The sequence below is a fragment of the Okeania sp. SIO3B5 genome, assembly GCF_010692555.1.
Classification (GTDB): domain Bacteria; phylum Cyanobacteriota; class Cyanobacteriia; order Cyanobacteriales; family Microcoleaceae; genus Okeania.
In genome coordinates this window covers 16752-41727 of record NZ_JAAHHG010000015.1, presented here as the reverse complement: position 1 = coordinate 41727, position 24976 = coordinate 16752, and the positions used below count along the sequence as shown (strand labels likewise).

The window sequence follows — 24976 nt, the reverse complement described above, 5'->3', positions numbered from 1 at the left end:
ATGACTATTTATCCCTGTGTCTCCCCGTCTCCGTGTCCCCATTTCTGATATGACTATTTCTCTCTTCTCTCCTGCTCCCCTTCTCCCCTGCTCTCCGTGTCCCCGTGTCTCCCCGTCTCCGTGTCCCCATTTCTGAGGAGTTCCTTATAAGGGATAGCTTAGTAAGGGGGGTTAGGGGGGATCTAAAACTGTACTTCATAGGTTAAAGAACTGCTATAGTATTAATAATAATTATTATTATGTTTACCACTCCCCTACTCAAGTAGGTTTTGAACTATTATCTAACTTTTCTAATACCTCTACTAAAGAAGAACGCACTGTTGAATCATCATATTTAAGTAGAGTTAATAGAGCTTGCACCACTGGCTCTGAAGAATTGCTTAATTTGCCTAACACTTCTACAGCAGATATACGCATACTTGAATTGTCATCTTGAAGTAGAGTTAATAGAGTTTGCACAACTGCTTCTGAAGTATTATCTAATTTATCCAATGCTTCTGGTGCTGAACAATTGACTTCTGAACTATCATCTTGAAGTTTATTTTTTTGTCTAACAAACTCTTCAAATTCCTCAAATGTAGGTTCCTCTAATTGATATTTTTCCTTGGTATAATCTCCGGAACCTGCATCAAGTTCTTGGATAAAACGTAACATTCCCACAACACCTAATGAATCTATTAGTGCTTCGTATCCTTTTTGTCTAATTTCTGTTAATTTCATCATTTTTTTCATGTGAAATATTTATTAATGGAACAACAAAGTTTTCTACTTTTCAGCTTCTGAATTCTTACCCAACTTTTCTAATGCTTTAGCAGCAAAGTAACGTACAAACGGTTCACTATCTTGAACTAAATTTGACAGTGCTTGCACCACAGATTCAGAAGCATTACCTAAGTTGCCCAATGCCTCTACAGCAGAACGGCGCACGTCTGGATATTCATCTTGAAGTAAAGCTAAAAGAGCTTGCATTACAGGTTCAGAAGTATTACCTAAGTTGCCCAATGCCTCTACAGCAGAAGAGCGTACCCTTGTATCTTTATCTTGAAATAAAGCTAAAATAGCTTGCACAACAGATTCAGAAGCATTACCTAAGTTACCCAATGCCTCTACAGCAGAACGGCGCAATCCTGGATATTCATCTTGAAGTAAAGCTAAAATGGCTTTCACCAAAAGTTCAGAAGAATTGCCTAAGTTGCCCAACGCTTCTACAGCAGAGCGACGCACCTCTAGATTTTTGTCTTGAAGTAAAGTTAAAAGAGTTTTCACTACAAGTTCAGAAGTATTACTTAGTTTTTTCAACGCCTCTATAGCATAAAAGCGCACCGCTAGATTTTCGTCTTGAAGTAAAGCTAAAATAGCTTTCACCAAAAGTTCAGAAGCATTGCCTAAGTTACCTAACGCCTCTACAGCAGAAAGGCGCACGTCTGGATCTGTATCTTGAAATTTGCCTAATAGGGCTTGTATAACAGGTTCAGTAGAATTATCTAACTTACCCAACGCCTGTGCAGCAGATTTACGGACTTTTTGATCGTCATCTTTTAGACATTTAATAATATCAAGAGCAACAAACTGAGCTGCCGAACCACTATCTTCGATTTTTTTCAGATCATCTACCCTATCTTTTGTCGCCGCCCCTGGAGCAAACAAATTGCGGACAAATCTTTTAATCCTTTGTATCTCTAACTTTTTTTGTAAAGCCTCTAAATTTAATCCTGCTAATTTCCCAATTTCATCTGCGACAGTTCTGGGTACTCTGAGTTCTGAACCTTTTGCTAGACAACAATCTCTCACTGTCAGCAAAAAGCCTTTGATTTCTTCTTTACCCAACTTTTCCTTTACTTTTGCCAGGAACTCCTCCCACTTTTCCTCATCATCCTTATTCTCCTGTAACAAATATAGTGCAGCTAAATATTCTGCTAACGGATCGAGAGCAAAGCAAATGTTCTTCCTATCTTTTATTGGGCCATATCCAGTACGCTTAAGCAGTCGCAATTCTTCCTCAAAATAATTAAGACAGTTTTCTGCTTCATCTGTATCCAAACTGGGAAAAGCCTCAATTACTTCTTTGCGCTTCACATCGGATGGTTTATAATTTTCCTCCAAACATTTCCAAGCAATTAGTTGAGCATCCTGTTTAATGGTAGAATATTTACTCCCAGTCTTTCTTTCACCTTGACGGTTCAACTTTTCTAAATGGTTAAGTATCATATCGGGAATATTGTCGAGAGAACCGTTCTACTAAACTTACCCAAACTTACCCATGAATGATTGCATGAGCTTTGGAGCTAGCTTCCTGTTTCACTGAAGACCACTGACCGCAGTCTGTAACTTATCTTCTCCACAGGCTTAAATTCGCTCTTGACTCAAGCTACTGATTCACATAGTTTTTTAAGTTGATAGCAGCGTTCAAATCTCTATCAGCTTCAAAACTGCATTCACTACATTCATAAGTTCTCAAGTGTAACGGCATTTTCTGTTGATGCCCACAGTTTGAACATATTTGAGAACTTGGATAAAATCTATCCGCTATTACTAATTCACTGCCGTACCATTCACACTTGTATGTAAGCTGACGCTTGAATTCATAAAATCCACAGTCTGCTATGGCACTTGCTAGTTTATGGTTTTTGAGCATTCCACTCACATTCAAATCCTCAATTACTATGGTGCTGTGGTTTTTAGCTAACCATGTTGTGAGTTTATGTAGTGCGTTTGCTCTAATATCGGCTACTTTTTTGTGGAGTTTTGCTAGTTTTTTTACTGCTTTGCGCCTGTTTTTGGAGCCAATAACTTTTTTGCTGACTGCACGTTGATGACGAACTAATCGTTTTTTGGCTTGCCTATAGGCTTTGACGTTAGCAAATTTACTGCCATCAGAACAGGTTGCTAATGTATTTATGCCTATGTCTACACCTATAGTTTCTCCTACTTTTTCTGTTGGATAGGATTCAAAGTCATACTTGAAACTTATGTACCAACTATCTGCACGTTTTGATATTCTCACATTTTTTACTGGCACAGAAGGTAAGATTTCATAAGTTTTTACTATTCCTATTCTAGGTAATTGTATGTAGTTTCCTTGGAGAATTTTGATACTTCCTTCTAGGTAAAAACTGTCTTTTCTACCTTTTTTCTTGAATCTAGGAAATCCTCGATCAGGAATAGTTAAAAAGTTTTTAAATGCCCTGTCTAAGTCTCTTAAAGCTTGCTGGGGGGCACACTTTGATACTTCATAGTACCAGGGGTTAATTGATTTCACCTCAGCCACTAAACGTTTATGCAAAGTGATAGCACTAGGGCGTTTTTTGGTTGATTCGTACTCAGAAATACAAGTTGCTAACCCCCAGTTATAAGCATGACGAGCAACACCTGCGTGTTTAGCAAGTATGGTTTTTTGGTAATTGTTAACTTTTAATTTGGTCTTAATTGATTGCATTTGAACTGGTAAACCATGAAAAAAAGCATTTGATAAATTTTAAAATAAATTTTAAAAGTTTAATATACTATAGCAGATAATCAGCAGGTTTTCAAGATTTATTAAGATTTTTCCAACTTTGTCCAATTATTCGGCTTCAGTAGTTAGCCCTCCGAGGTAAAATTATTCTCCTGACTATTAATCATCTTCTCAGCATAAAGCTTTGCCAGCAAAACAGTAATAGTCTTCTGTTCCCCAACAATGCGTGCAAGTTGAGCGCATTCCTGTAAAAATTCTTCTTGATCCGCCTCAAATAAATGCCACTTACTGCACTCCTTCAAATACTGCTCAATAAAATAAGCTAACTTTCCTCCATCAAACCGGAGAGTTTTAATTTTAATGTCAATACCTCGGAAATCTTCCTCTATTCTAGAAGTGACAATTAAAGCATTTGCCGGAAACTCTTTCGGATCGGGATTAAATTTCTCTTGAGTTGCTTGACTCATCTCCGAATAGCGATCGACTATCAATAAAATTCGGCGCTGTCGCAGGAGTTGTTTAACTAATAATTCATCAACAATCATTTGTTCATTGTCGATCAACTCCTGAATTTCAGCCATAATTGCTTCCATTATCGGTTTGATACCATCCCCAGTATTATCAATTTCTTTCTCAATTAAAACTGGTAACATCAAATGTTTGGCTAAAGCTTTAGACTGATGCTGTTTTTTCATTGCCCATTTAGCAATTTGACAAGCAATAGTTGTTTTTCCTGAGCCTCCTTCACCCCAAATTAGCAGTCGCACTCGCTTTTCTCTGTTAAAAGGTTCGCTCAAGGTTTCCGCTGTCAGCTCATCAATTTCCTGACTGTTTAATTCAACCGGAAGCGAAACATAATCTTTCCGCTCCTCAACAGTTTCATTCTCCAGAAACTTCTGTTGAAAAGTCTCCAGATGTTTTTCAACCCAAGCATCTAATACCCTGGGGCGATACTTGAGAAAACGTAAGATACCAACAGGTAGTTTCACCTCTGGAGTTATTGGTGTTTTCGGTATATTAAATTCCGCAGGTAGTACTAATAACCATAGAGGACGAAACCAGAGAATTCCCAAATACAAACCCGCCAGCACAGGTATTAAAATTAACCACCCTTCCCACCCTTTCTCATCATCAGAATTTTCCGATTTTTCCTGTGTTTTTTGTTCAGTGGGTTGACTTGTCTTTTTTGGTTCAAGACTAGCAGTAGGTTGAGGGTTAGGCTGAGTATTTACTTTGGCAAATACTAGACTATTAACTTGCTTGGTGCTTGGGTGTAATAGAGACAAACTTGTTACTATTAAAGGCAAAGAAGTAGACACCAGAGCTATTTTCAGCACAGCTAATAAGGTCTGTTTAGGTAGTTTTACCATAAATTAGAATACCCAAAAAGAGAATTTTTGTATCTATTATAGTATAAAAACATATAAACCCAGTTTATATTTAGAGACCTTTCCATGCTGATAACTGATAACTAAAATTGAAAAAGCTGCCTCCCAAATAATTCTAATTCTAGTTCTTGGAGAGATTTGCCGCGATCGCTACCTGCTAAGTAATCTTGCCATGCAGTTTCGCTGGCAGCTATTTCTGCGGGAAAAATGAGTTCTTCTTCTGTCTCTGTTTCTATGGAGTTCTCCACTATTGCTTTTAACTCTTCTAATAGTCGGAGTTGCTCTGCCTTGGTGAGGCTGTGAATTTGACTTACTACTTTATTATAAGTTGACATAGACTTTTCTTCTTTCCTTTTGGATAATGGCTATTTTTGTCCATATGGGATTATAGCTCTAATTGCTAGTAATTACAACTGTTTAACCACATTGTCGATTAGAGGGGATCACCCCTCAGAGGTGGTTGGTTTTAGCAGAAGCGATCGCCCTTCTAGATTGATACCGAAGTTAATTATAGAAAAATCACCCGGTTGATAAAATCTTGTATTTCTCCTGCTTTGGCATAAACTTCAAGCTCTTCTACAGCGTAGCCAATAGAAATTTGAGAACTCAAGAAGAAGACTCCAGAGAATTTTTCGCCTCGATCTAACCTTTCTTTTGTTAAGACTAAGAAATCATGATCAGTTGTCACTACAGGACGATTGAGGTTGGTAGCTATGGTCATAATTTGCTTGTCTTCAGTCCTACTTTGACCATTTTCTTAGGCTGTTAGCACTTCTACTCCTCTTAGCCGCAAACCTACGGCGATCGCTCGATTAACTGGAGATCAAAATAATAGGCTACTCACACTTTTAATCTCCTTTAGTTTTGCCGAAAATTGACTTTTTAAACTCTTCAGATTCAAAGCCATAACCACTGGCTTTTAATTCTTGTTTTAAAGCTTCAATTTCTTGATTTTCCTGGGCAATTTCTCTGTCGATATCCTGCTGATGAGTATAATAATAACTCAGAGCAGAATAAATCTGAGGCAAAGATATTTCTGGGTGCTGAAAGTGAATTTCTTCGGGACTCCAACCGTGTGCTAATCGTTCCTGAATTAAGTAAGAAATTCGTATTTTAGTATTAACTATTTTGGCTCTACCTAGAGCGTCAAATTCTAGGTAAGGCCAAGCTTTGTTTTGAGGTTTAGTTCTTGCAGAATCGACTACCATGATTTCTGAGTTTAACTTTTTTGGAGTCTTTATTATAGCATTTTATGAAAGGTTGTTGATAACTGGCAGAGCATGATAGAGTTTCAACCCTATTAGAATCCAATCTTCTAGAGTCGAGCGTAATATCATGTCCGGTTGAATACTTACACTTTGGAGGAGGTAAGGCAGGAGGCAACCCACCCCTAACCCCTCCCAGGAGGGGGAGGCAGAAGGGAAGAAAAGGCGCTCATGAGAAAAAGTGTTTTATCACGCTATTATCCGGACATGATATAACTCATTCTCGCACTGGCGCAGTGTGGATGCAAATGCGATAACGCCTTTGCAGGATAGAATTCTACCGACGAAAGTGCCATCTTCGAGTCGGTCGTAAACTGCTTGGGACATTGCTTCATCGATGTATTGGCTTATAGAGCTTTTCATTTGAGTAGACCACAAAATTATTTTTGGCTAGGGAGTAGGGAGTAGGGAGTAGGGAGTAGGGAGTAGGGAGTAGGGAGTAGGGAGTAGAAAAATGCTTTTGGGTTGCCCATACTAACTGTAGTCTATCCATGTGAAAAGCGCTATAAAATGTAATTTACGCTCATCACCGAATCTCTTTTAGTTTCCTGCTGAATTTGGGAATATCCATTTTATATCATGTCCGGTTGAATACTTACACTTTGGAGGAGGTAAGGCAGCGGGAGCTGGAGGCAGGAGGCAGGAGGAAAGAAAAGGTTAGAAGGGAAAAGGTTTTTTATCACGCTATTATCCGGACATGATATTATACTGATAACTGATAACTGACAACTGATAACTGATAGGTGGTATCCTAGATAAAAGTTCCTAACTTTGCCTCCCTATTACTGGAGGTACTGACAACTGATAACTGATAACTGTTAACTGAAATGACTATCTCAACTCCAAACATCCCTAAACACAAGAAAGCTAAAGCTCTCAGACCAGGTGCCCGTCGCCCTGCCAAAGAACTCTGTAGCGAATGTGGTTTGTGCGACACATATTATATCCATTATGTCAAGGATGCTTGTGCATTTCTTAATCAACAATTTGACAACCTCGAACAACAAACTCACGGACGCACCCGCAACCTAGACAATGATAATGAGACCTATTTTGGCGTTCATCAAGATATGATGGCAGCTCGCAAAAAACAACCTATTGAGGGCGCACAATGGACTGGTATTGTGAGTACGATCGCCTGTGAAATGCTCAATCAAAATATTGTAGAGGGTGTTGTCTGTGTGCAAAATACTAAGGAAGACCGCTTTCAACCGATGCCAGTTATTGCCCGGACTCCAGAGGAAGTATTGGCAGCAAAAGTGAATAAACCAACTCTTTCTCCTAATCTTTCGGTATTAGAAGAAATTGAAAAATCTGGGATGAAAAAACTGTTAGTAATTGGGGTTGGTTGTCAGATTCAAGCATTACGAACCGTGGAAAAACAATTAGGTTTAGAAAAGCTCTATGTTTTGGGAACTCCTTGTGTGGATAATGTCACAAGAGAGGGTTTGCAAAAGTTCTTAGATACTACGAGTAAGTCCCCAGAAACTGTGGTGCATTATGAATTTATGCAAGACTTTCGAGTACATTTTAAACATGAGGATGGAACAATAGAAAAAGTGCCATTTTTTGGGTTAAATACTAAGAAATTAAAAGATGTTTTTGCTCCTTCTTGTATGAGTTGTTTTGACTATGTAAATGGTTTAGCAGATTTGGTGGTAGGATATATGGGAGCGCCTTTTGGTTGGCAGTGGATTACTGTTAGGAATGAGACAGGAAAAGAAATGTTAGATTTGGTGATGAATCAGTTAGATACTCAACCTGTAATGTCTCAGGGAGATCGAAAAAATGCTGTTCAACAAAGTATTCCGGCTTACGATCAAGCTGTTACTTTGCCGATGTGGGCTGCCAAATTAATGGGGGTTGTTATTGAAAAAATTGGTCCTAAAGGTTTAGAATATGGGCGGTTTTCTATTGATTCTCATTTCACTCGTAATTATCTTTATGTGAAGCGGAATTATCCAGAAAAATTAGAAGCTCATGTGCCGGAATTTGCTAAGAAAATTGTAGGTCAATATAAGTTGCCGAATTGATAAGTATTCAGCCGTCAGCCATCAGCACTTCCCTGCGGGATGCCCTCGCATTCAGCTATTGCTTTTAGTTTAGGCTCAAAGCTTTATTAATTGTCTTACTACAAAAATTGCCTCCCTTACCCTTAAAGTAAGTTGTTAATTTAAACACTGTTCTTAAGGAGACATTCTTGTTACTATTAACGCAGTCCCGACCCAGGAGGCTAGCTGACAGCTAATAGCTGAATGCCTACGAAGGCAGAAGGCAGAAGGGAATTTTGGCTCAAAAGAAGAAGGTTTTTGAGCGCTAATTATTAAGTTCAATAGAAGGGAATTATTCATCTATATTTCCATTTTCCTGATGATAATTCAGATGTTCAATTCCCCATTGATGCATTTCATGAATCATTGGTTTCAGACTTTTTCCGAGAGAAGTTAAAGAATATTCGACTTTTGGAGGAACCTGCAAATAAATTTCGCGATGAACAATGCCATCTGCCTCCATTTCACGCAATTGTTGGGTCAGCATTTTGTGAGTTACACCTTGTAGAGAACGATAGAGTTCATTGAAACGTTTGACCCCATGAAATAGTTCTTTGATAATCAAAAGTTTCCAACGTCCACCAATGACCTTAAGAGTAATCTCTGCTGGACAATTGGCCTTTCTCTTTACAGTTTGGACTTTCATAGTATCTTTTTAGGTACTATCTTACTTCAAAGTACATACTATACATAGTAACCTCACTTGAGCTAAAGTATAAATGTCCAAACAAAATCTAAGTTTAATGGATTTTGTATCCAGAGATTAATTTCAGAGAGAAGAACACAATGGCCGAAGCTGTAATTGCAGACAATAAACCAGTAATTATCGAACAACTTGAAGTAGGCACTTACTATTGGTGTGCGTGTGGTGAGTCCAAAGGTCACCCTGACAAACCATATTGTGATGGTTCCCATGCTGGAACTAAGTTTACTCCTATAGCATTTGAGATAACAGAGGCAAAAACAGTAGCACTTTGTAATTGTAAGAAAACTGGTAATCCTCCTTATTGCGATGGGGCTCACGCTAAACTATAAATAAAATAGTAAGCATTTCCTCCGGAATGCTGTGCAAACAGCTGTCAGCTAGCCTCCTGCGGAGGAACTGCGTTATCAGCTATTGCTTTTAGTTTCAGATAAACGCTTGACTAATTGTCATGATTTATACTTGTGCCTAAAAGTTAACTTTAAAGCCTATATTCATTAAAACCCCGTAATGATAAATGATAACTGAGAGCTGACAGCGAGCTAACTGTTAGCTTTGTATTCCGCAGGAAATGCTTACCGAAAAGCGACGTTGAAAGCCTCCGTGTTTTAACCGGGGGATGAAAACAAGCGAGTCGTTTAGACTAGACAACTTTAGTTGTCCTGTATTATTATCTGGATATACAAACGTTTAGACAAAAGTAAGCAGAAAGCATGGGTTAAACTTAAGCCGACTGTGTAGGGGCACCGCGGAAATTGTCCCCAAAGAGCATATCTTTGGTCAGCGCTCGAAAAAACGAAGCAACATGGATTTATCGGTGTTGCGTAGTATCAACTTAGAATTCCCTTGGCAACAGCTACGGGGAGTAGTCAAATAAAATATTCATTTGTTAATGCTGCATAATCAAACAATCATTTTGAGTGAAAATTAACTCCTGCAAAATCACAATTATGCAACATTAGTTGGGAGTAATCAAACTTAACGAAGTCACCTGGTTTTCAGCTCTTCATGCTCAAAAAGGAGCGTATTTTAGACAATAATCTTGTGACAATTCTTACTCCTAGCTCCTCGCTCCCAAGCCATTTCTCCTGTATTCCCCTCCTGGGAGAAGGGTGGGTTGTATCCTACCCCAGCAAAAAGACTTTCCATACGCAAACCCTAATTAGGGTTTGCTGAAAAAATTGGTTGGTGGGGGTAAGACACGGGGACACGGAGACGCGGGGACGCGGAGAATGGGTGAACAGACAACGGTTTCGGTCATTTTATGTGAAGAAATTTTCTAGCATTTCAACAGAAAATTTCAGTATTTTGAGGTCAATAAAAGCCATAAACTTGGAGATAAACTGAATATAAAAAGCTCCTAAGTCTTAGGTATCCTGACTTTTAGCTTTATTCAGCAAACCCTAATTAAAGTTTAATTACCACAAAAAAAATCAAATTTTATCTGAGGTATTAAGAATGATTTTTATACGAAAAGCTGAAGCAAGAGGACACGCAAATCATGGTTGGCTCAATACTTATCATACATTTTCTTTTGCCAACTATTTTGACCGTGAATATATGGGGTTTCGTTCCCTCAGAGTAATTAATGAAGATAGAGTTTCTCCTAGTAATGGTTTCGGAACTCATGGACATCGAGATATGGAAATTATTACTTATGTTTTAGAAGGAGCATTAGAACATAAAGATAGTGGAGGAAATAGTGCTGTACTTTATCCTGGAGAAGTACAACACATGAGTACGGGTACAGGAATTATGCATAGTGAATATAACCACTCAAAATCTGAGGAAGTTCACTTTTTACAAATTTGGTTACTACCAAATTCTAGAGGTTTAAAACCAACATATAATCAACGTTCTTTTGATATAGAAAAAAACTCTGGTAAATTAAATTTAGTAGTTGCGAAAGATGGTAGAAATGACGCACTAAAAATTAATCAAGATGCAGATTTATTTGCAGGTTCTTTGAAACAGGGCGATCGCTTTTCTTATTCTTTTGATGCTGAACGTTACGGATGGGTTCAAGTTGCTCGTGGGGAAGTAGATATTCAAGTAGATACTGATGAGAAGTTATCTCTAAAAGCTGGTGATGGTGTTGCTTTAAGTGAAGTTCAAGAGGTTTCTATTTCAACTCAGTCAAATGGAGAAATTCTTTTATTTGATTTAGCATAGTTCAGGAGTCAGGAGTCAGGAGTCAGGAGTCAGAATGAATAAGTTTAATACCATTTTTGATGTCGTAAATTATCTTTATTTGTCAAATAGACATTTTATATAAAGTCTTTTAATGGCGCTTATTATTCAAACACATTCTTTTTTTAAAATGGTGTAATATTATGTTCCCCCTCCGGGGGAGCTACGCTAACGGATAAGAGTGTGATAAAAAAACTTTCTCCTCCTTATACCTTCCAATTCCTTCTTCTTCCCTTTTGACTCCTGACTCCTCCTAAAAGATAAATTTTTAAGCCGTTTCAGCAATTATTAATTACCTAAATTTTTTATCATTTTATTTTGGGCTTAACACCCCGCCTTCTACATAGTATTTACAATCACTTGAAGTTTGAGTCCCCATCCATTTATTCCTTCTTTATTCTTTATTCTTCCTTCTTCCTTCTTCCTTCTTTAATAGCTAATTTCTCTGCTGTCCTAATAATTTGCCCTGCTAAAATAGCGGCTCCAAAACCATTTTCAGCAATTATTAATTACCTAAATTTTTTATCATTTTATTTTGGGCTTAACACCCCGCCTTCTACATAGTATTTACAATCACTTGAAGTTTGAGTACCCATCCATTTCTTCCTTCTTTATTCTTCCTTCTTCCTTCTTCCTTCTTCCTTCTTCAATAGCTAATTTCTCTCCTACCCTAATAATTTGCCCTGCTAAAATAGCTGCTCCAAAACCATTATCAATATTCACAACACCTATTCCTGGGGCACAAGAATTTAACATTGTTAATAGTGGAGCTAAACCATCAAAATTAGCTCCATAACCTACACTTGTAGGTACTGCAATAACAGGACAATCTGCTAAACCTGCAACTACACTAGGTAAAGCACCTTCCATACCTGCTACTACAATTAATACATCTGCTTCTGCAATTAAATGTTTATTGCTTAATAAACGATGTATTCCTGCTACCCCTACATCCCAAAGGCGCTGTACAGAAAAACCACAAAGAGTCGCTGTAACTGCTGCTTCTTCTCCTACTTTTAAATCAGCAGTACCAGCGCTGACAATTGTAATTATACCTTGATGTTTTGGAGTAGGAAAATCAGAGATAATTGCACAGATTTTTGCATCTCGATAATAATAGAGACCAGGAATTTTGTCTTGCAACTTTTCATAAGTTTCTGGTTCAATTCTTGTTGCCATTACTACAGGATTATTTTTCCTCATTACCTCCATAATTTTCACAATTTGTTCTGGTGTTTTTCCTGGTCCCCAGATAACTTCAGGAAAACCTGTTCTAATATTTCTATGGTGGTCAATTTTGGCAAAATTTTCGACATTTTCAAAGTCAAAATTTTTGAGCTTTTCTAAAGCTGACTCTGGAGTTATATCTCCTGTAGAAATTGCTGTTAATAACTGCTTTAAATCTTCTGATTTCATTAGAATTAAATAAGGGAGTAGGGAGTAGGGGAGTAGTGTAACGACACAGCTAAAATGGTGCATTAGATTCAATTCAAAAGTCAAAAGTCATGCATTCAAAAGTAAGAATTTTCAAGTTAAAAGCTAATGCACAGTTTTAGCTGTGTCAGTCTAGTCCAGTAGTAGACTGACTTATTGCTTTGAGCATTGTAACTAATCGTTCTGCAAAATGCAGACGAAGGAAAGATTAAGACAAATCAAAAGCTTAAAACTAAGACAACTTCATTAATTGATAATGGATAATGGATAATTAGGGTTTGCTGAAAAAGTCTTTTTGCTGAGGCAGGGAATAGGGAATAGGGAATAGGGAATAGGGAATAGGGAATAGGGAATAGGGAATAGGGAATAGTTAATAGTCAGGAGTTTGGGGAAGTTATAGAGAAAGTCCTTGCAATAATGGTTTCTTGATTTGTCTGCCTCGCCCCTGCCCCTTTCAGACTCATTTTTTCAACTCTATTAACCGAAAAGCTGGTACAATTTCGGGACCTAAAATTGCTCAAACCAATATCAGTCAATACTTTTATATTTATTCAGCAAGCCCTAATTACCTCTGGTTAAAACCGAGAGGATTGAATATCAGGAGATATTATTTTTTTTCCCTTAAAAGGGGAGGCTTTAAACCAGAATTATTTAATTATTAATTATTAATAATTAATAATTCGGTAAGATTTTCCTTCTTCCTTTTTCCTTCTTCCTTCTTCCTTCTTTACTCAGAAATTTGCAGCTCATATAAGTTCCAAAAACCTCCGGCAAGTTCAGTATATTGAATTCCTTTAATCCGATTTCTTATAGCATCAAATTCTAGAGGATTGACCATATATATAAAAGGTAATTCTTCAGCAATAATTTGCTGTGCTTGACCATAAATTTCTTTGCGTTTAGCTTCATCTAATTCTTGAGATGCTCTAACATAAAGATCATCTATTTCTTGTTCCCAATCATTAATTTTCCAACCTTCTATTTTGTCTTCTCCAGGTTGAGGTCCTTGATTAAAAGTGTGTAATCTACCATTAACAGACCAAATATTATAACCACCATGAGGTTCAATACCTCCTCCGAGAAAACCTCCTAGATAAGCTTCCCAATCTCTGGATAAAGATAGTCTTTCTACATAAGTATTAAAACTGAGAAACTGCATATTTACCTTAATACCTATTTTGCCTAAATCTTGATTAATTTGTGTTGCCATTTGTTCTCTAACTTTCCGACCCGCACTTGATAATAAATTAAATTCTATTCTATTATCCTCACTGTCTAATAACTCACCGTTTTGATTATATTTAAAGCCAGCACTCAGTAAAAGTTCTTTGGCTTTTTCTGGGTTATAATTATAAGTTTTTAAACCTTCTTCTGGAGAAAAATAAAAAGGACTGGTGACCGGAATTGGTGAATATTGGGGCGCACCTAATCCACGGTATATATTATTTGTCATTGCTTCCCTATTAATTGCATAGGCGATCGCTTGCCGAAAAGTTTTATTATTAAACCATCGAGATTTAAAGGGTTGGACAAATGGTTCTCCTTGAGGATTCTTTGCCTGATTCAAATTAAAAGAAATAAAGCTAGAAGAAGATGTGGGACCACCATTATAAATAGTATACTGGCCGCGATTTTCTTCTCGTTTTAATAGAGGAAACATTTCTGGCTCTACCCTAATTGTATCTAGTTCTCCAGAACGAAAATTTAAGAGTTGATTGTCTGTATTTTCGATGACTTGCCAGGCAATATTTTCAATATAAGGTAAATTATTTCCTTGCTCATCTTGACGCCAGTAAAATGGATTTTTTTCTAAAATAATTCGCTGATTTGCTGTATAACTTTTGAGGCGATACATACCATTACTAATAATTTCTTTGACTGGGGTATCAGTGCCCCATTTTGTGAGATAGTTTAATTCTCCTTTAGAGTTAGTAGTACTAACTGATTCTTTTAAGGCATGAGCAGGTAGAATTGGTAATCCTCCGGCATATCTAATAAAAGGAGCAAAAGGTTCTGGTGTGGAAAATTCTATACGGCGATTATCGATTTTCTTGACTTTTGGTAAAGCTCCAGTTTTACCAATTCTGAGAATGTCTTTAAAGCTAGTAGGAATTTTATCGTTGAGGTATATTTCATTATAAGAAAAAACTACATCATCAGCAGTTAAAGGTTCTCCATCTGACCACTTCAACCCTTCTTTTAAAGTAATAACTATTGTTTGTCCGTCATCAGAAATTGTCCAGGATTCAGCTAACCCTGGCTCTAATTCTCCTGTGATACCATTTTCAATAATTAAGCCCTCATATAGATAGCCAAAAACATTATATGCTGACTGATTTAATGGATAGTTGAAAGTAGAAGCATCACTAGGTGTCGGTACAACAATACGAGATTGATAATTTGATGGATATGGCTGACAAGCACTAAGTACAACTGTCACAATTATTGTTATCAAAATTGCTAATCTACGACAGTAATTTTGGTTGAGGTTAAATTTAATCATATTGATTTAGATATCTCCAGAAAAGAGGGAGTAGGCGGAAAGAATTAATGAATAAAAGTACGATAATTAATTTGATTTTTTATTAGCGGAGATATCTATTAGACATCTGGTAAAAAGGATAAAAATATAGACTTTTTGCTCATAGTAGGGAATATGCAACAAGGAACAGGGAATAGATTTTCACGGCCAAAGATAAAGATTACGAAAAATGATTTTGTCAGTGACTGTTATTTCTATAGCTTAAAACTCATACAACGCCAGATTGTTCAGTTCTTCCCTCTTCCTTCTTCCTCCTTCTTACTTCTTCCTTCTTCCTTCTTACTTCTTCTGCTAGATAAACGTTGCAGAGATATGCTTGCTGCTTGAGATACTTGAGGATGGCTATCTTTTTCTAAATATTTCAAGGCAGATATACTCTTAGGAGTAGGCATATTTCCTAAAGCTTCTGCTAAACGTTGGCGAATTAACCAATCTTCTGAAAGGGCAAATTTGAGAATATGTTCCACTGCTTCTAAGTCTCCAATTTCTCCTAAAGCGGCGATCGCTGCTTGTTGTATCACCATCTCTTGACTATCTAAAGCTTCTATCAATAAATTATGGGCACGTCGATCTTTCAGGTTTCCTAGAGAAACTGCGGCACTGAAACGTACTAACCAACTGGTATCTTCATAAAATGCTCTCGCTAAGGGTTCAAAAGCTCTAATATCTTCTAGATAACCTAACGCCCCCGCAGCATCAGCGCGAATGCCATAATCTGCATCTTTTTCTAACAATTCTACTAAAATTGGGTAGGATTCCTCTGTATGTTTGACACCTAGGGCAAATACTGCCATGGAGCGTACTGGTAAATTTGGGTCATTCAATACTTTTTTAATCAAAGGTACTGCCTTAGTAGCAGATACTTCTCTTAGATGGGCCAGGGCAAGGAGGCGATCGCGAGAATTTTCACTATCTAGTTGGACAGATATTTGCTCTAAACTCATATTTTGCATATTTGGCCTTTATTTGTAAAACTTTACATTTGTTATTATAAGGAAGAAGCAAGAGGGAAGAAGGAAGAAGCCTTGAAGAAAGTAGAAGGCAGCTATGCTGTTTGCGCAGCATTCCGCAGGAAAGAGTTCATTAATGGATAATGGATAATTGATAATTGATAATTGATAATTACCTCTGGTTAAAACCGTTACGGAATTGAATATAAGGAGATATTATTTCTTCTCTTGGTTGATTGGATATGGTTAGGAAACCCATCCATCCCTCAACCGCTTTTTTCCCCTTAAAAGGGGAGGCTTCAAGGCGCGAATTATTTAATTATTAATTATTAATAATTTGGTAATTAGGGTTTGCTGAAAAAGTATGAGTGGTAAGGGTAGGAGTCAGGAGTCAGGAGTCAGGAGTCAGGAGAAATGGGAATTATAGAGGAGTTAGGAGAAAGAATAGTACCTTGACTTTTCTGCCCAACTATGCGGCTAAAATGCTAATTTTTTGAACCTGAGCGACCTAAAAGCTTGTACTTTTTTCGACTAAAAAAGGATAAAACCTTTATTTGTCAGGGATTTGAGATTTAATCAGCAAGCCCTAATTATTAATTATTAATTATTAATTATTAATTATTAATTATTAATTGTTGAACTTGCCTCTTTTCAAATTTCATCTTCAGCGAGGGTAATTAGTTCATCTTCAAGAGTTAAGTCAAATTGAGTATTCAAACTTGGCGCTATATAGATACCAAAATTATTTTCTTTATCTTGAAATTGAGAAGTTATTTTCACTCCAATACAAATTTCATTACGAGATTGAGCAGCAAATACACAGTCAGCAAAAGATAATTTACCAAGTTTTTCAGTAGGGAAAAAAAGCTCTATAGGTTTAATATACATTTCGCTACCTTCTGCCGAAAATAAATAACGATAGACTAACATTACCCCTGGTTCTTGAGATACCTGGGCTAAAATTTTCGACACAAATTGATTAGATAGTAGGAAGTCTTGAACCCCAGCTTTAATTACCAGATCTGTTTCTTCAGAGTCAGCTAGTTCTGCTACTAATTCAGTTGTAACTGGGTTTCCTGTTTGCTCTGTATATTCCAAAAATATTTGCCTAATTTCTAATAATATTGTCAGAGTTTTAGCATCTATTTCTTCAGAGTTTTTACCTTGACTGGCTAAAATTGAGATGCTGTTATACTTATATGGTTGGAGTGTTTGAAGTTCCTCAACAACATCTACATCTATTTGCCAAACTTGCATTAAAACTTCAGGATAAGCTTGGCGAATTTCGTTGAATTGAGCTTTAATTTCTGGTGTTAATTTGTGAGTAACTAGATTAACTTCTGAACCTTCAAGTACATATTTAGCATATTCTCGGAGACAGATTAGTGTTTTTGAGTTCCAACCAATAATTAAATGTTTTTCTGTTTCTCTAGTAAGAGTTTTTTTGAGGTCAACATAACCTAAAACTTGAGGTTTAACTGAAGGTTCCGGATAAAATTTAATTTGAGAGTCATCTTCAGCCAAAACAATTATTGATTCAGCATCTATTAAGTTGTAATTGTTATCTGGTTTGATAATTACATTGCCATTTTTATCTTGTACCCCTAAAGGAATACTTTGATAAAAATGAAATTGTAATTCGGTAAAACGGAGGTTTTGCCAATCATTTTCAGGACGATAAAAATAAATTTCATTTCCAGCAAAACCCACTAAATTTAAGTATACTGTTGCTAGCCCTACAGACCGTGAAGTTTGGACTAAAATTCTACCTAAAATATCAGCTTCATTCAAAGTTGTTACAGCTTCAGGGGCAATGCTTTTAGCTAAAATGCGATATTGTTCTGAGTGAATTTCAGCTATTATTGGTGGTAAAGATAATTTTTGTTCCTCATTAGCTGCTACAGTGGCTAAAATTGCTTTGACAACTCTGGCATCAGATAATTTTTTAAACTCTTTTGAATCTGAGCCTTTAGCATCGTTTAAAATCACTACCGATCTAGCAACTTTAACTCCTACTTTATTCAAATTATTTATATTTGTTACTGTTCCGCTACGAGTAACTACTCTAGTAGTTTTTAAATCTCCTAATTTATCACGGAGAAAATCATCCATTTGTTCTTTATCTTGTGTTGACAGAATCACAATTACAGCATCAGATTCTGATTCATTGCCTATTACTAATTCAGTAATAATATCTACAATTCTGTCATTAAAACCTAAGATTAAAGCATGGTTTTTTTCTACTACCAAGCTTTTACCTTTTTTCAGCAAAGTCAGTCGCGATTCAAATTCTTGAGTTATAAAAGCTACTAAACTAGAAAAAAGTACTAAACCTACAAAAATAGTTAATACCCCTACAGTTTTAGTGGAGAAATTTGCTTCATCTCCGGTGTCTCTGAGACCTATGAGTTGAACAAATACATCCCAAAGTAAATCGCCTTCTAAATCTGTATTTGGGAATAGCCACTCAGAAATATAACGTAGAACTGTCATGAAAACAAAGGCCCCAAAAAAAGCAGAGAGCAATGCTAGAAATACAGAAAATCCACCCCTTGACATAAAGTTGTCAAACTTATATTGAAAGCGTTCTTGCCAGGAAATTTTACTTTGAGCAGACATAGATTTTTTGTTCAAATTAATATAATTATTTTGCCTATGGTTGAATATGGATAAGCAGAATTTTATTTATCATAGGTAATTATACAATGAATTAATGTATCTATGTTAAAAAAAATAGGAAGTTCTGCAACTAAGCAAAAAAATCAAAATAGGCACTTAAGTATTTATTAAGACTACCTCCGGTTAAATACTTATAAATAAATAGACATCTCCAAAAAAGAGAGAATAGGGAATAGGAAATAGGGATAAGTAATTGATAACTTACGGATAATAATTTATTTTATTTTGAATTTTTGGAGAGGTCTAATAATAAAAAATAAAATCAATTATCGCACAGAAATTATCAACTATTCCCCTCCTGGGAGCTATGCTTTATAAACATCTTTCTTAACATAAAACGTAGACATTACAGACAAGTTATGGGTAAGTCTGGAAGCGGCTTTTTCGGGAGAAAATTGTATTGAAAAATACACTATGAGTGAGGACTGTAGACAAAATTCTTACTCCCCCCTCTTCCCCCTCTTCCCCCTCTCCCCCCTCTCCCCTCCTCCCCCTCTCCCCTGCCTTAAGTACGATGGGGCACATCGGAACTTGGATCGACGATCCTAACGCTTCGGGAGATTCTGGCGCTACTGAGGTTGGAGAAATCCTGTCTCAGCAACCAGGGTCATAGAACGAAGAATCCTCCATGCTTTAGCCGGAGGAGTGTCAATTGCTTGTAGCACTATAATTCAAGCTGACCAATACGAAAAATTTAATTTGAACGGATTCACCTTAAATCTTAATTATTAAAATATACAATTACAGCGCTTTCCGTTGTTATGAGGTACGGTAGCAGCACTTAGCAAACCAGTTTTTTAAATGTTGAGGATTCATTAACTTACAGTGCTTTCCACTGTTATGAGGCTATCGCAGGCAAGATGCACGCGCCACAAGATTTTCACCGCTATCGCGGGCAAGATGCCCACGCCACAAGATTTTCACTATTTAACTTGTATGTCATTCTGATAAATTTAGGAGCAGTTATGGGAAAGTTAGTTACTCTCAATATTGATGGCGGGTTTCACGAGGGTTTTTCGGTGCGGGGTGAAATTTGGCAGGATGTAGATTCGATAAAAAATGAACCTAGTTTAGCGATCGCTAGCAAGTCAGCACATTTACCTCCACATTCGGAAATTTTGGAGCAGTATCGTCATTGGCAAAGTTTATATACAAATTTAGATGTCTTTTTTTCTAACCGTTTAAAATCGAAAGCAGGTTTTACTAATATTTCTGATAACGATAAAAATGGAGCTTTTGCAGCTTGTAAAAATGCTGCTAATTTATTAGCTCAAACTTTCAATACTTGGTTAAATTCCTCCGATTTTCAATCCATAGAAATTTTGCTTCGGAATTATTTAGATAAATCGGAAAGTACGAGGATTTTATTGGCAACTGAAAATTATGGTTTACGACGTTTGCCTTGGCATGAATGGGATTTTTTAAAAGATTTTCCGAAGGCTGAAATTGCTCTAGCTACTCCTAATTTTCAACGAGTTGATACGGCGAAAAAATTAGACAAAAAAGATAAAATAAAAATTTTAGTTATTTTGGGAGATAATGCGGGAACTGATGCTGATGAAGAGGTGATTAGAAAATTAATTCCTGATGCAGAAATTTGTTGGTTAATAGAACCTCAACGTTCTGAATTAGATGAACCTTTGTGGCAAAAATCTTGGGATATTTTATTTTTTGCTGGTCATGGCAAGACTAAAGATAATGGCAGTATTGGTACGATTCAAATTAATGGTCAAGATGTTTTGACTATTTCTGAAATAAAAAATCATCTTCTACAAGCTGTTAAGTCTGGTTTAAAATTGGCGATTTTTAATGCTTGTAATGGTTTAGGTTTGGCTTATCAATTGGCAGAAGGTGAGGATTTACATTTACCGCAAATTATTGTGATGCGGGAAAATTTACCTGTAGTTATTGCTCCGAATTTTCTCCAATTTTTTCTGGAAAATTATACTCAAGGTTTATCTTTATATAGTTCTTTGCGGGAGAGTCGGCAAAGGTTACAAATATTAGAAAAGGATTTTCCTTGTGTGAGTTGGTTACCTGTTTTATGTCAAAATCCTGCGGAAATTCCTCCCCGTTGGTTGGAGTTGGGAGGAAAGATTCAGATATCTCCCTACAAAGGATTGAGTGCTTTTACTGAAAATGATACGGAGATATTTTTTGGCAGGAAAGTGTTGACTAATTCTTTATTGGAAAAGGTGGACAGGCAAAATTTAGTCGCTGTGATTGGTGCTTCGGGTAGTGGGAAATCTTCTTTGGTTGCTGCTGGTTTAATTCCTCAATGGTTGGCTCAAGCTACGGAAATTTTACCCCGTTTTGTGGTGAAAATTCGTCCTGGTTTTCCTCATCCGAATCCTTGGGAAAATTTGGCTGAAGAATTGGGGAAAATTTCACCGAATTTAACTGCGAATAATTCAGGTTTTGGGGAATTAGTGGCAAATTTGGAGACTAATTCAGGGAAGTTAGCTAAATGTTTAACTGGCATTGTGCAAGAAAAGAAAGGTTGTCAAATTTTGTTGGTAATTGACCAATTTGAGGAACTTTATACTTTATGTTCTGAGGAGAAACGTCGGTCATTTTTAGCAGGTTTGGTTGATGCGGTTCGGGATGATAGTTGGAAAATTGTTTTAACTTTACGGGCAGATTTTTTATCTCAAGCTTTGGATGAAGATTTGGGTAAGATTTTTGATGAACGGGATAAGTTAATTACTCCTATGAATGATGAAGAGTTGAAGGAGGCGATCGCTCTCCCTGCTGAAAAGTTTGAGGTGGAATTTGCGGATGAGTTGATTAAGAGAATGATTCAAGATTATCGGCAAAATTCTGGTCATTTACCGATGCTGCAATTTGCTTTGGAGGAGTTATGGAAAAAGCAAAAATATGGGGTAATTTCTCTGGCGAGTTATGAAGAGATTGGGGGTTTGACTCAAGTTTTGGGGGATTATGCCGAAAAGATTTATATTGGGTTAAGTCAGGAGGAAAAAGAGCAGGCGCGATATATTTTTACTCAATTAGTACAACCTATAAGTCAGGAAAAATCGGGGGAAGTTAGTCGCATTGCTACTCGGAAAATTGCTACTTTTGCAGATATTGGAAAAGAAAATTGGCAGTTAGTAATTAAATTTGCCGACGAGCGTTTGGTGGTGACAAATAAGGAAAAAGATGTAGCTTCTGTGGAGTTAATTCACGAGGTTTTAATTACCGCTTGGAGTCGGTTAAAAAAATGGATAGAGCAAGATTGGGAATTTCGACGTTGGCAAGAGAAATTAAGAGATAATTTGAGTCAGTGGGAAAAGGAAAAGAAGGATGAGTATTTGTTGCAAGGGGGGTTGTTAAAGGAGGCAGAAAGTTGGTTGGAAAAAGGAGAGCAAAAAATTCCTGAGAAAGAGAGGGGGTATGTTGATAAAAGTAGGAAAAGACGAGAGAGGGAGCGGCAAAAACTTATTTATGGGTTAGCAGGTGGTTTGGCGATAGTTTCTTTTTCTCTTGTAGGGGTTGCATGGCAATGGCAACGTGCGGAAAGACAAAGTTTGATTAATGAAGCAGAGAATTTGAGTAATTTAGCATTGAATCAATTTCAGTCTGGGGAAGGTGGAATTAGTGCTTTAATGACGGCGATGGATGCAGGGCAAAAGTTGAAAAAGTTGGTAAAAGATGACGAAAAGTTGGGGAATTATCCGACTACTCAACCTTTGTTGGCGTTGCAGACTATTACTAGCAATATTCGAGAGAAAAATGTCTTAGAAAGCGGCAGTAATACTTCTGCAATTTATAAAGTTCTTTTTGCTCCTGATGGTAAACAAATTGTTTCTTTGAATATGTCTTTAGTAGGAAAAAATCATCAATTTATAATTCAGAGCAAATCTGGTGAAAAAATCGCTGAATGGGATGTTCCTGAAGGAGTATTTGATTTTGCTATTAGTCCTGATGGTAAATACATTGCTGCTATGGGAATAAATCACTTGTATCTTATGGATTTTTCGGGTAAACAAATAGCGCAATTAGATAACAAAGGGTATTTAGGTTCAGTATATTCGTCCTTTTCCAATCCTAAATTTAGTCCAGATAGTCAATATATTGCTCTAAGATCGGCAAGTTACATTTTGACTGAAACGGGGGAAGGAAAAAGTATCACTAAACTTAGAGTTTTTAATCTGTCTCTTCAAGAAGTAGGAGAATTAACTGTAAGTGAAAATATTGACGAATCGTTATTTGATTTTGATTTTGTTGACACTAATGATAGTCAACAAATTGTTACAGGAAATCCTAAAGGAATGGTAGAGTATTGGAACTTAAAAACCTTCAAAAAGCTCAGAGAATTTCAGGCAAATACCAATGGAATTTCTCAATTAATTGTGAGTCCTAATGACAAGAAAATATTAACATTAGGAACGGATGTTGATTCATCAGATAAAATAGCAAAATTATGGAATTTTTCAGGTCAAGAAATCACTCGCTTTTATGTTCCAAATATTGATGGCTTTTATACCATGAGTTTTAGTCCCGATAGTAAACAAATTGCTATAGGGATTCAAGGAGCAAAGATAGAAGTAGAATCGTCTGACCAAAAAGTAGCTCAATCATCTGGTACAGGGATAATTAAGTTGTATGATGCGATAACGGGACTTGAAACTAATACTCTAACTGTTAATGGTTTATCATCTAACGCTGGTCTAGCTTTCAGTAAAGAAGGTTTAAGTTACAGCCATGATAGTCAGACTATTGCTATGGCAGATAGTACGGAAATTAAATTACTTAATGTTACTAACAATAACTCTAATTTTATAGAGCTGCCAAAGATTTATGAAAAAGAACAATTTGTAGTTTCAGGTAAAAAAATATCAACAATTAAGAACTTTCAGTATAGTACAGATGGTCAAAAGCTATTGGTTCAAGACTCGCCTTTTTTCCGAAATAATTTAGATATTTGGAATTGGTCAGAGAAAGAAGTTAAAACATTTGAATTTAGTGAGGGTGATGCTAACATTCATCTCGCTCCTGATAGAAAATCTTTCGGTTTTATTAATGAAGAAGGTATTCAAAAACGGAACTTAGAAAATCAATTAATTTCTCAAATTAAAATTAATCCTAATGAGCTTAACAAGGAAGAAACAGTTTTTGAGAGTTTTTATCCGCTACCGAAAAGCAACCTCTATACATCTAGTTATGATGGAGAAAAAATAGCAACTATCGGTGTGGACACCACTTTTGGTTTTAGTGAGGCTGACTTTCCTGTGCATTTGTGGAATCTATCTACTAAGGAATTTAAGCGATTAATACATCCCTCCCTTTATCGAACTAGGAAAGTAGTAATGAGTCCCAATGGCAAATATCTTGTCACATTAAGTGGAAGTGGAAACGTAGTAAGAATTTGGGACGAGCATGGAAATTTACTTAATCCATTAAAAATAAAACTTAAATCATTTTTACCTTCTGAGGAATCAGAAATTTCAGTTGTAGCTATTATGCTAGATAACAGACAAAAAGTGAAAGTATTTGATGTTTGGGAAAATTCTACAGCTAGAAAAACAGGTTTAAAAAATGGTGACATAATTTTGTCAATAGATGAGCAAAATGTTTCTGGTTACAGTATAGAAGAAATATATTCTCTACTAAAAGGAGAACCTGGCACTTCAGTTAAAATTAAAGTCAAAAGTCGTGATGACAAAATTGAAGAAAAAATAATTGTTAGAGAAAAGTTGATTCTTGATAGAAGCAATTATATTTCTGGATATAATGCAAAATTTAGCCCTGATAGTAAGCATTTGATAACATGGTATCCTGCTGGAAAAGAATTGAATTTAAGGAATCTAAAAAATAATCAAAATACTACTATACAGAGCAACAATTCCATTTTTAAGATATACTTTAGTCCTGATAGCAAATTAATAACAGGATCGGGATTAGATTATTCAGTAAAAATATGGGATACTTCTGGGAAGTTGATTACCCAGATAAAACTAGAAAAACAAAAAAATACTTTGAATTTTAGTCCAGACAGTCAAAAAATTGCTGTTTTATCACATCTGCCTAATGAATTAACTGTTTGGAGTATCGATGGAAAGAAACTTGCTAAATTTACTATTCCTGAAAGAAACCAATATCATAATTCTGAATCCAAGATTGTGTTTTCTCCAGATGGTAAATATATAGCAGTAGGGACAAAAAAAGTAATGATTTGGCGTTATCAAAACTTAAACGAACTATTAGCAACAGGATGCGATTGGTTGCAAGAATATTTAACTACTCGCCCCGAAGAAAAAGATAAATTAAAAGTTTGTCAAGAGGAAGTCAAATAGTTAGAAAATCCTGGAATTTGTGTC

17 protein-coding genes are annotated in these 24976 nt (G+C 36.3%); 4 read left to right on the top strand and 13 right to left on the bottom strand.

Annotated features, from left to right (window positions below):
* Positions 1-258: 258 nt before the first annotated feature.
* From F6K54_RS03775 to F6K54_RS42675, 8 genes are all read right to left on the bottom strand, one after another.
* Entirely contained in the window at positions 259-723 is a 465-nt protein-coding gene (locus tag F6K54_RS03775; protein ID WP_293074684.1) for a HEAT repeat domain-containing protein, read from the bottom strand.
* 42 nt (positions 724-765) lie between these two features.
* The gene (locus tag F6K54_RS03770) at positions 766-2208 is read right to left on the bottom strand and encodes a sister chromatid cohesion protein PDS5 (protein ID WP_293074682.1); all 1443 of its coding nucleotides are present in this window, start codon (positions 2206-2208) and stop codon (positions 766-768) included.
* A gap of 160 nt (positions 2209-2368) precedes the next feature.
* On the bottom strand, positions 2369-3436 hold the full coding sequence (locus tag F6K54_RS03765) for an RNA-guided endonuclease TnpB family protein (protein ID WP_293074680.1): 1068 nt from the start codon (positions 3434-3436) through the stop codon (positions 2369-2371).
* Positions 3437-3579: 143 nt separating this feature from the next.
* Positions 3580-4824, bottom strand: a complete 1245-nt coding sequence (locus tag F6K54_RS03760) for an NACHT domain-containing protein (RefSeq protein ID WP_293074678.1) — start codon at positions 4822-4824, stop codon at positions 3580-3582.
* A gap of 101 nt (positions 4825-4925) precedes the next feature.
* Positions 4926-5177 carry a hypothetical protein gene (locus F6K54_RS03755; RefSeq protein ID WP_293074676.1) on the bottom strand — a complete coding sequence of 84 codons (252 nt, stop codon included), beginning with the start codon at positions 5175-5177 and terminating at the stop codon, positions 4926-4928.
* Between the two features lie 173 nt (positions 5178-5350).
* Positions 5351-5563, bottom strand: a complete 213-nt coding sequence (locus F6K54_RS03750) for a hypothetical protein (protein ID WP_293074674.1) — start codon at positions 5561-5563, stop codon at positions 5351-5353.
* Positions 5564-5690: 127 nt separating this feature from the next.
* Positions 5691-6050 (bottom strand): DUF433 domain-containing protein, encoded by a 360-nt coding sequence (locus F6K54_RS03745; protein WP_293074672.1) that lies wholly within the window; start codon positions 6048-6050, stop codon positions 5691-5693.
* 246 nt (positions 6051-6296) lie between these two features.
* Positions 6297-6470 (bottom strand): hypothetical protein, encoded by a 174-nt coding sequence (locus F6K54_RS42675; protein ID WP_366558047.1) that lies wholly within the window; start codon positions 6468-6470, stop codon positions 6297-6299.
* A gap of 464 nt (positions 6471-6934) precedes the next feature.
* On the opposite strand from F6K54_RS42675, the gene F6K54_RS03740 reads away from it, so the two are divergent.
* Positions 6935-8140, top strand: a complete 1206-nt coding sequence (locus F6K54_RS03740; RefSeq protein WP_293074670.1) for a Coenzyme F420 hydrogenase/dehydrogenase, beta subunit C-terminal domain — start codon at positions 6935-6937, stop codon at positions 8138-8140.
* Positions 8141-8450: 310 nt separating this feature from the next.
* On the opposite strand, the gene F6K54_RS03735 is transcribed toward F6K54_RS03740, so the two are convergent.
* Positions 8451-8804, bottom strand: a complete 354-nt coding sequence (locus F6K54_RS03735) for a helix-turn-helix domain-containing protein (RefSeq protein WP_293074668.1) — start codon at positions 8802-8804, stop codon at positions 8451-8453.
* A gap of 140 nt (positions 8805-8944) precedes the next feature.
* On the opposite strand from F6K54_RS03735, the gene F6K54_RS03730 reads away from it, so the two are divergent.
* Complete coding sequence (locus tag F6K54_RS03730) at positions 8945-9193, top strand: CDGSH iron-sulfur domain-containing protein (protein WP_293074665.1); 249 nt, start codon at positions 8945-8947, stop codon at positions 9191-9193.
* A gap of 1126 nt (positions 9194-10319) precedes the next feature.
* Entirely contained in the window at positions 10320-11033 is a 714-nt protein-coding gene (locus tag F6K54_RS03725; protein ID WP_293074662.1) for a pirin family protein, read from the top strand.
* A gap of 591 nt (positions 11034-11624) precedes the next feature.
* On the opposite strand, the gene larB is transcribed toward F6K54_RS03725, so the two are convergent.
* From larB to F6K54_RS03705, 4 genes are all read right to left on the bottom strand, one after another.
* Positions 11625-12467, bottom strand: a complete 843-nt coding sequence (larB, locus tag F6K54_RS03720; RefSeq protein WP_293074658.1) for a nickel pincer cofactor biosynthesis protein LarB — start codon at positions 12465-12467, stop codon at positions 11625-11627.
* A 745-nt stretch (positions 12468-13212) separates the two neighbouring features.
* Positions 13213-14988, bottom strand: coding sequence for an ABC transporter substrate-binding protein (locus tag F6K54_RS03715; protein ID WP_293074655.1), 1776 nt, complete (start codon positions 14986-14988; stop codon positions 13213-13215).
* Positions 14989-15254: 266 nt separating this feature from the next.
* Positions 15255-15980: a HEAT repeat domain-containing protein gene (locus F6K54_RS03710; protein WP_293074617.1), complete on the bottom strand. Its 726-nt coding sequence runs from the start codon at positions 15978-15980 to the stop codon at positions 15255-15257.
* 648 nt (positions 15981-16628) lie between these two features.
* A complete protein-coding gene (locus tag F6K54_RS03705; RefSeq protein ID WP_293074614.1) occupies positions 16629-18596 on the bottom strand; it encodes a hypothetical protein in 1968 nt (655 codons plus the stop codon).
* Between the two features lie 920 nt (positions 18597-19516).
* Here F6K54_RS03705 and F6K54_RS03700 point away from each other — a divergent pair.
* A complete protein-coding gene (locus F6K54_RS03700) occupies positions 19517-24952 on the top strand; it encodes a PDZ domain-containing protein (protein WP_293074612.1) in 5436 nt (1811 codons plus the stop codon).
* The last annotated feature ends 24 nt before the right edge of the window (positions 24953-24976 follow it).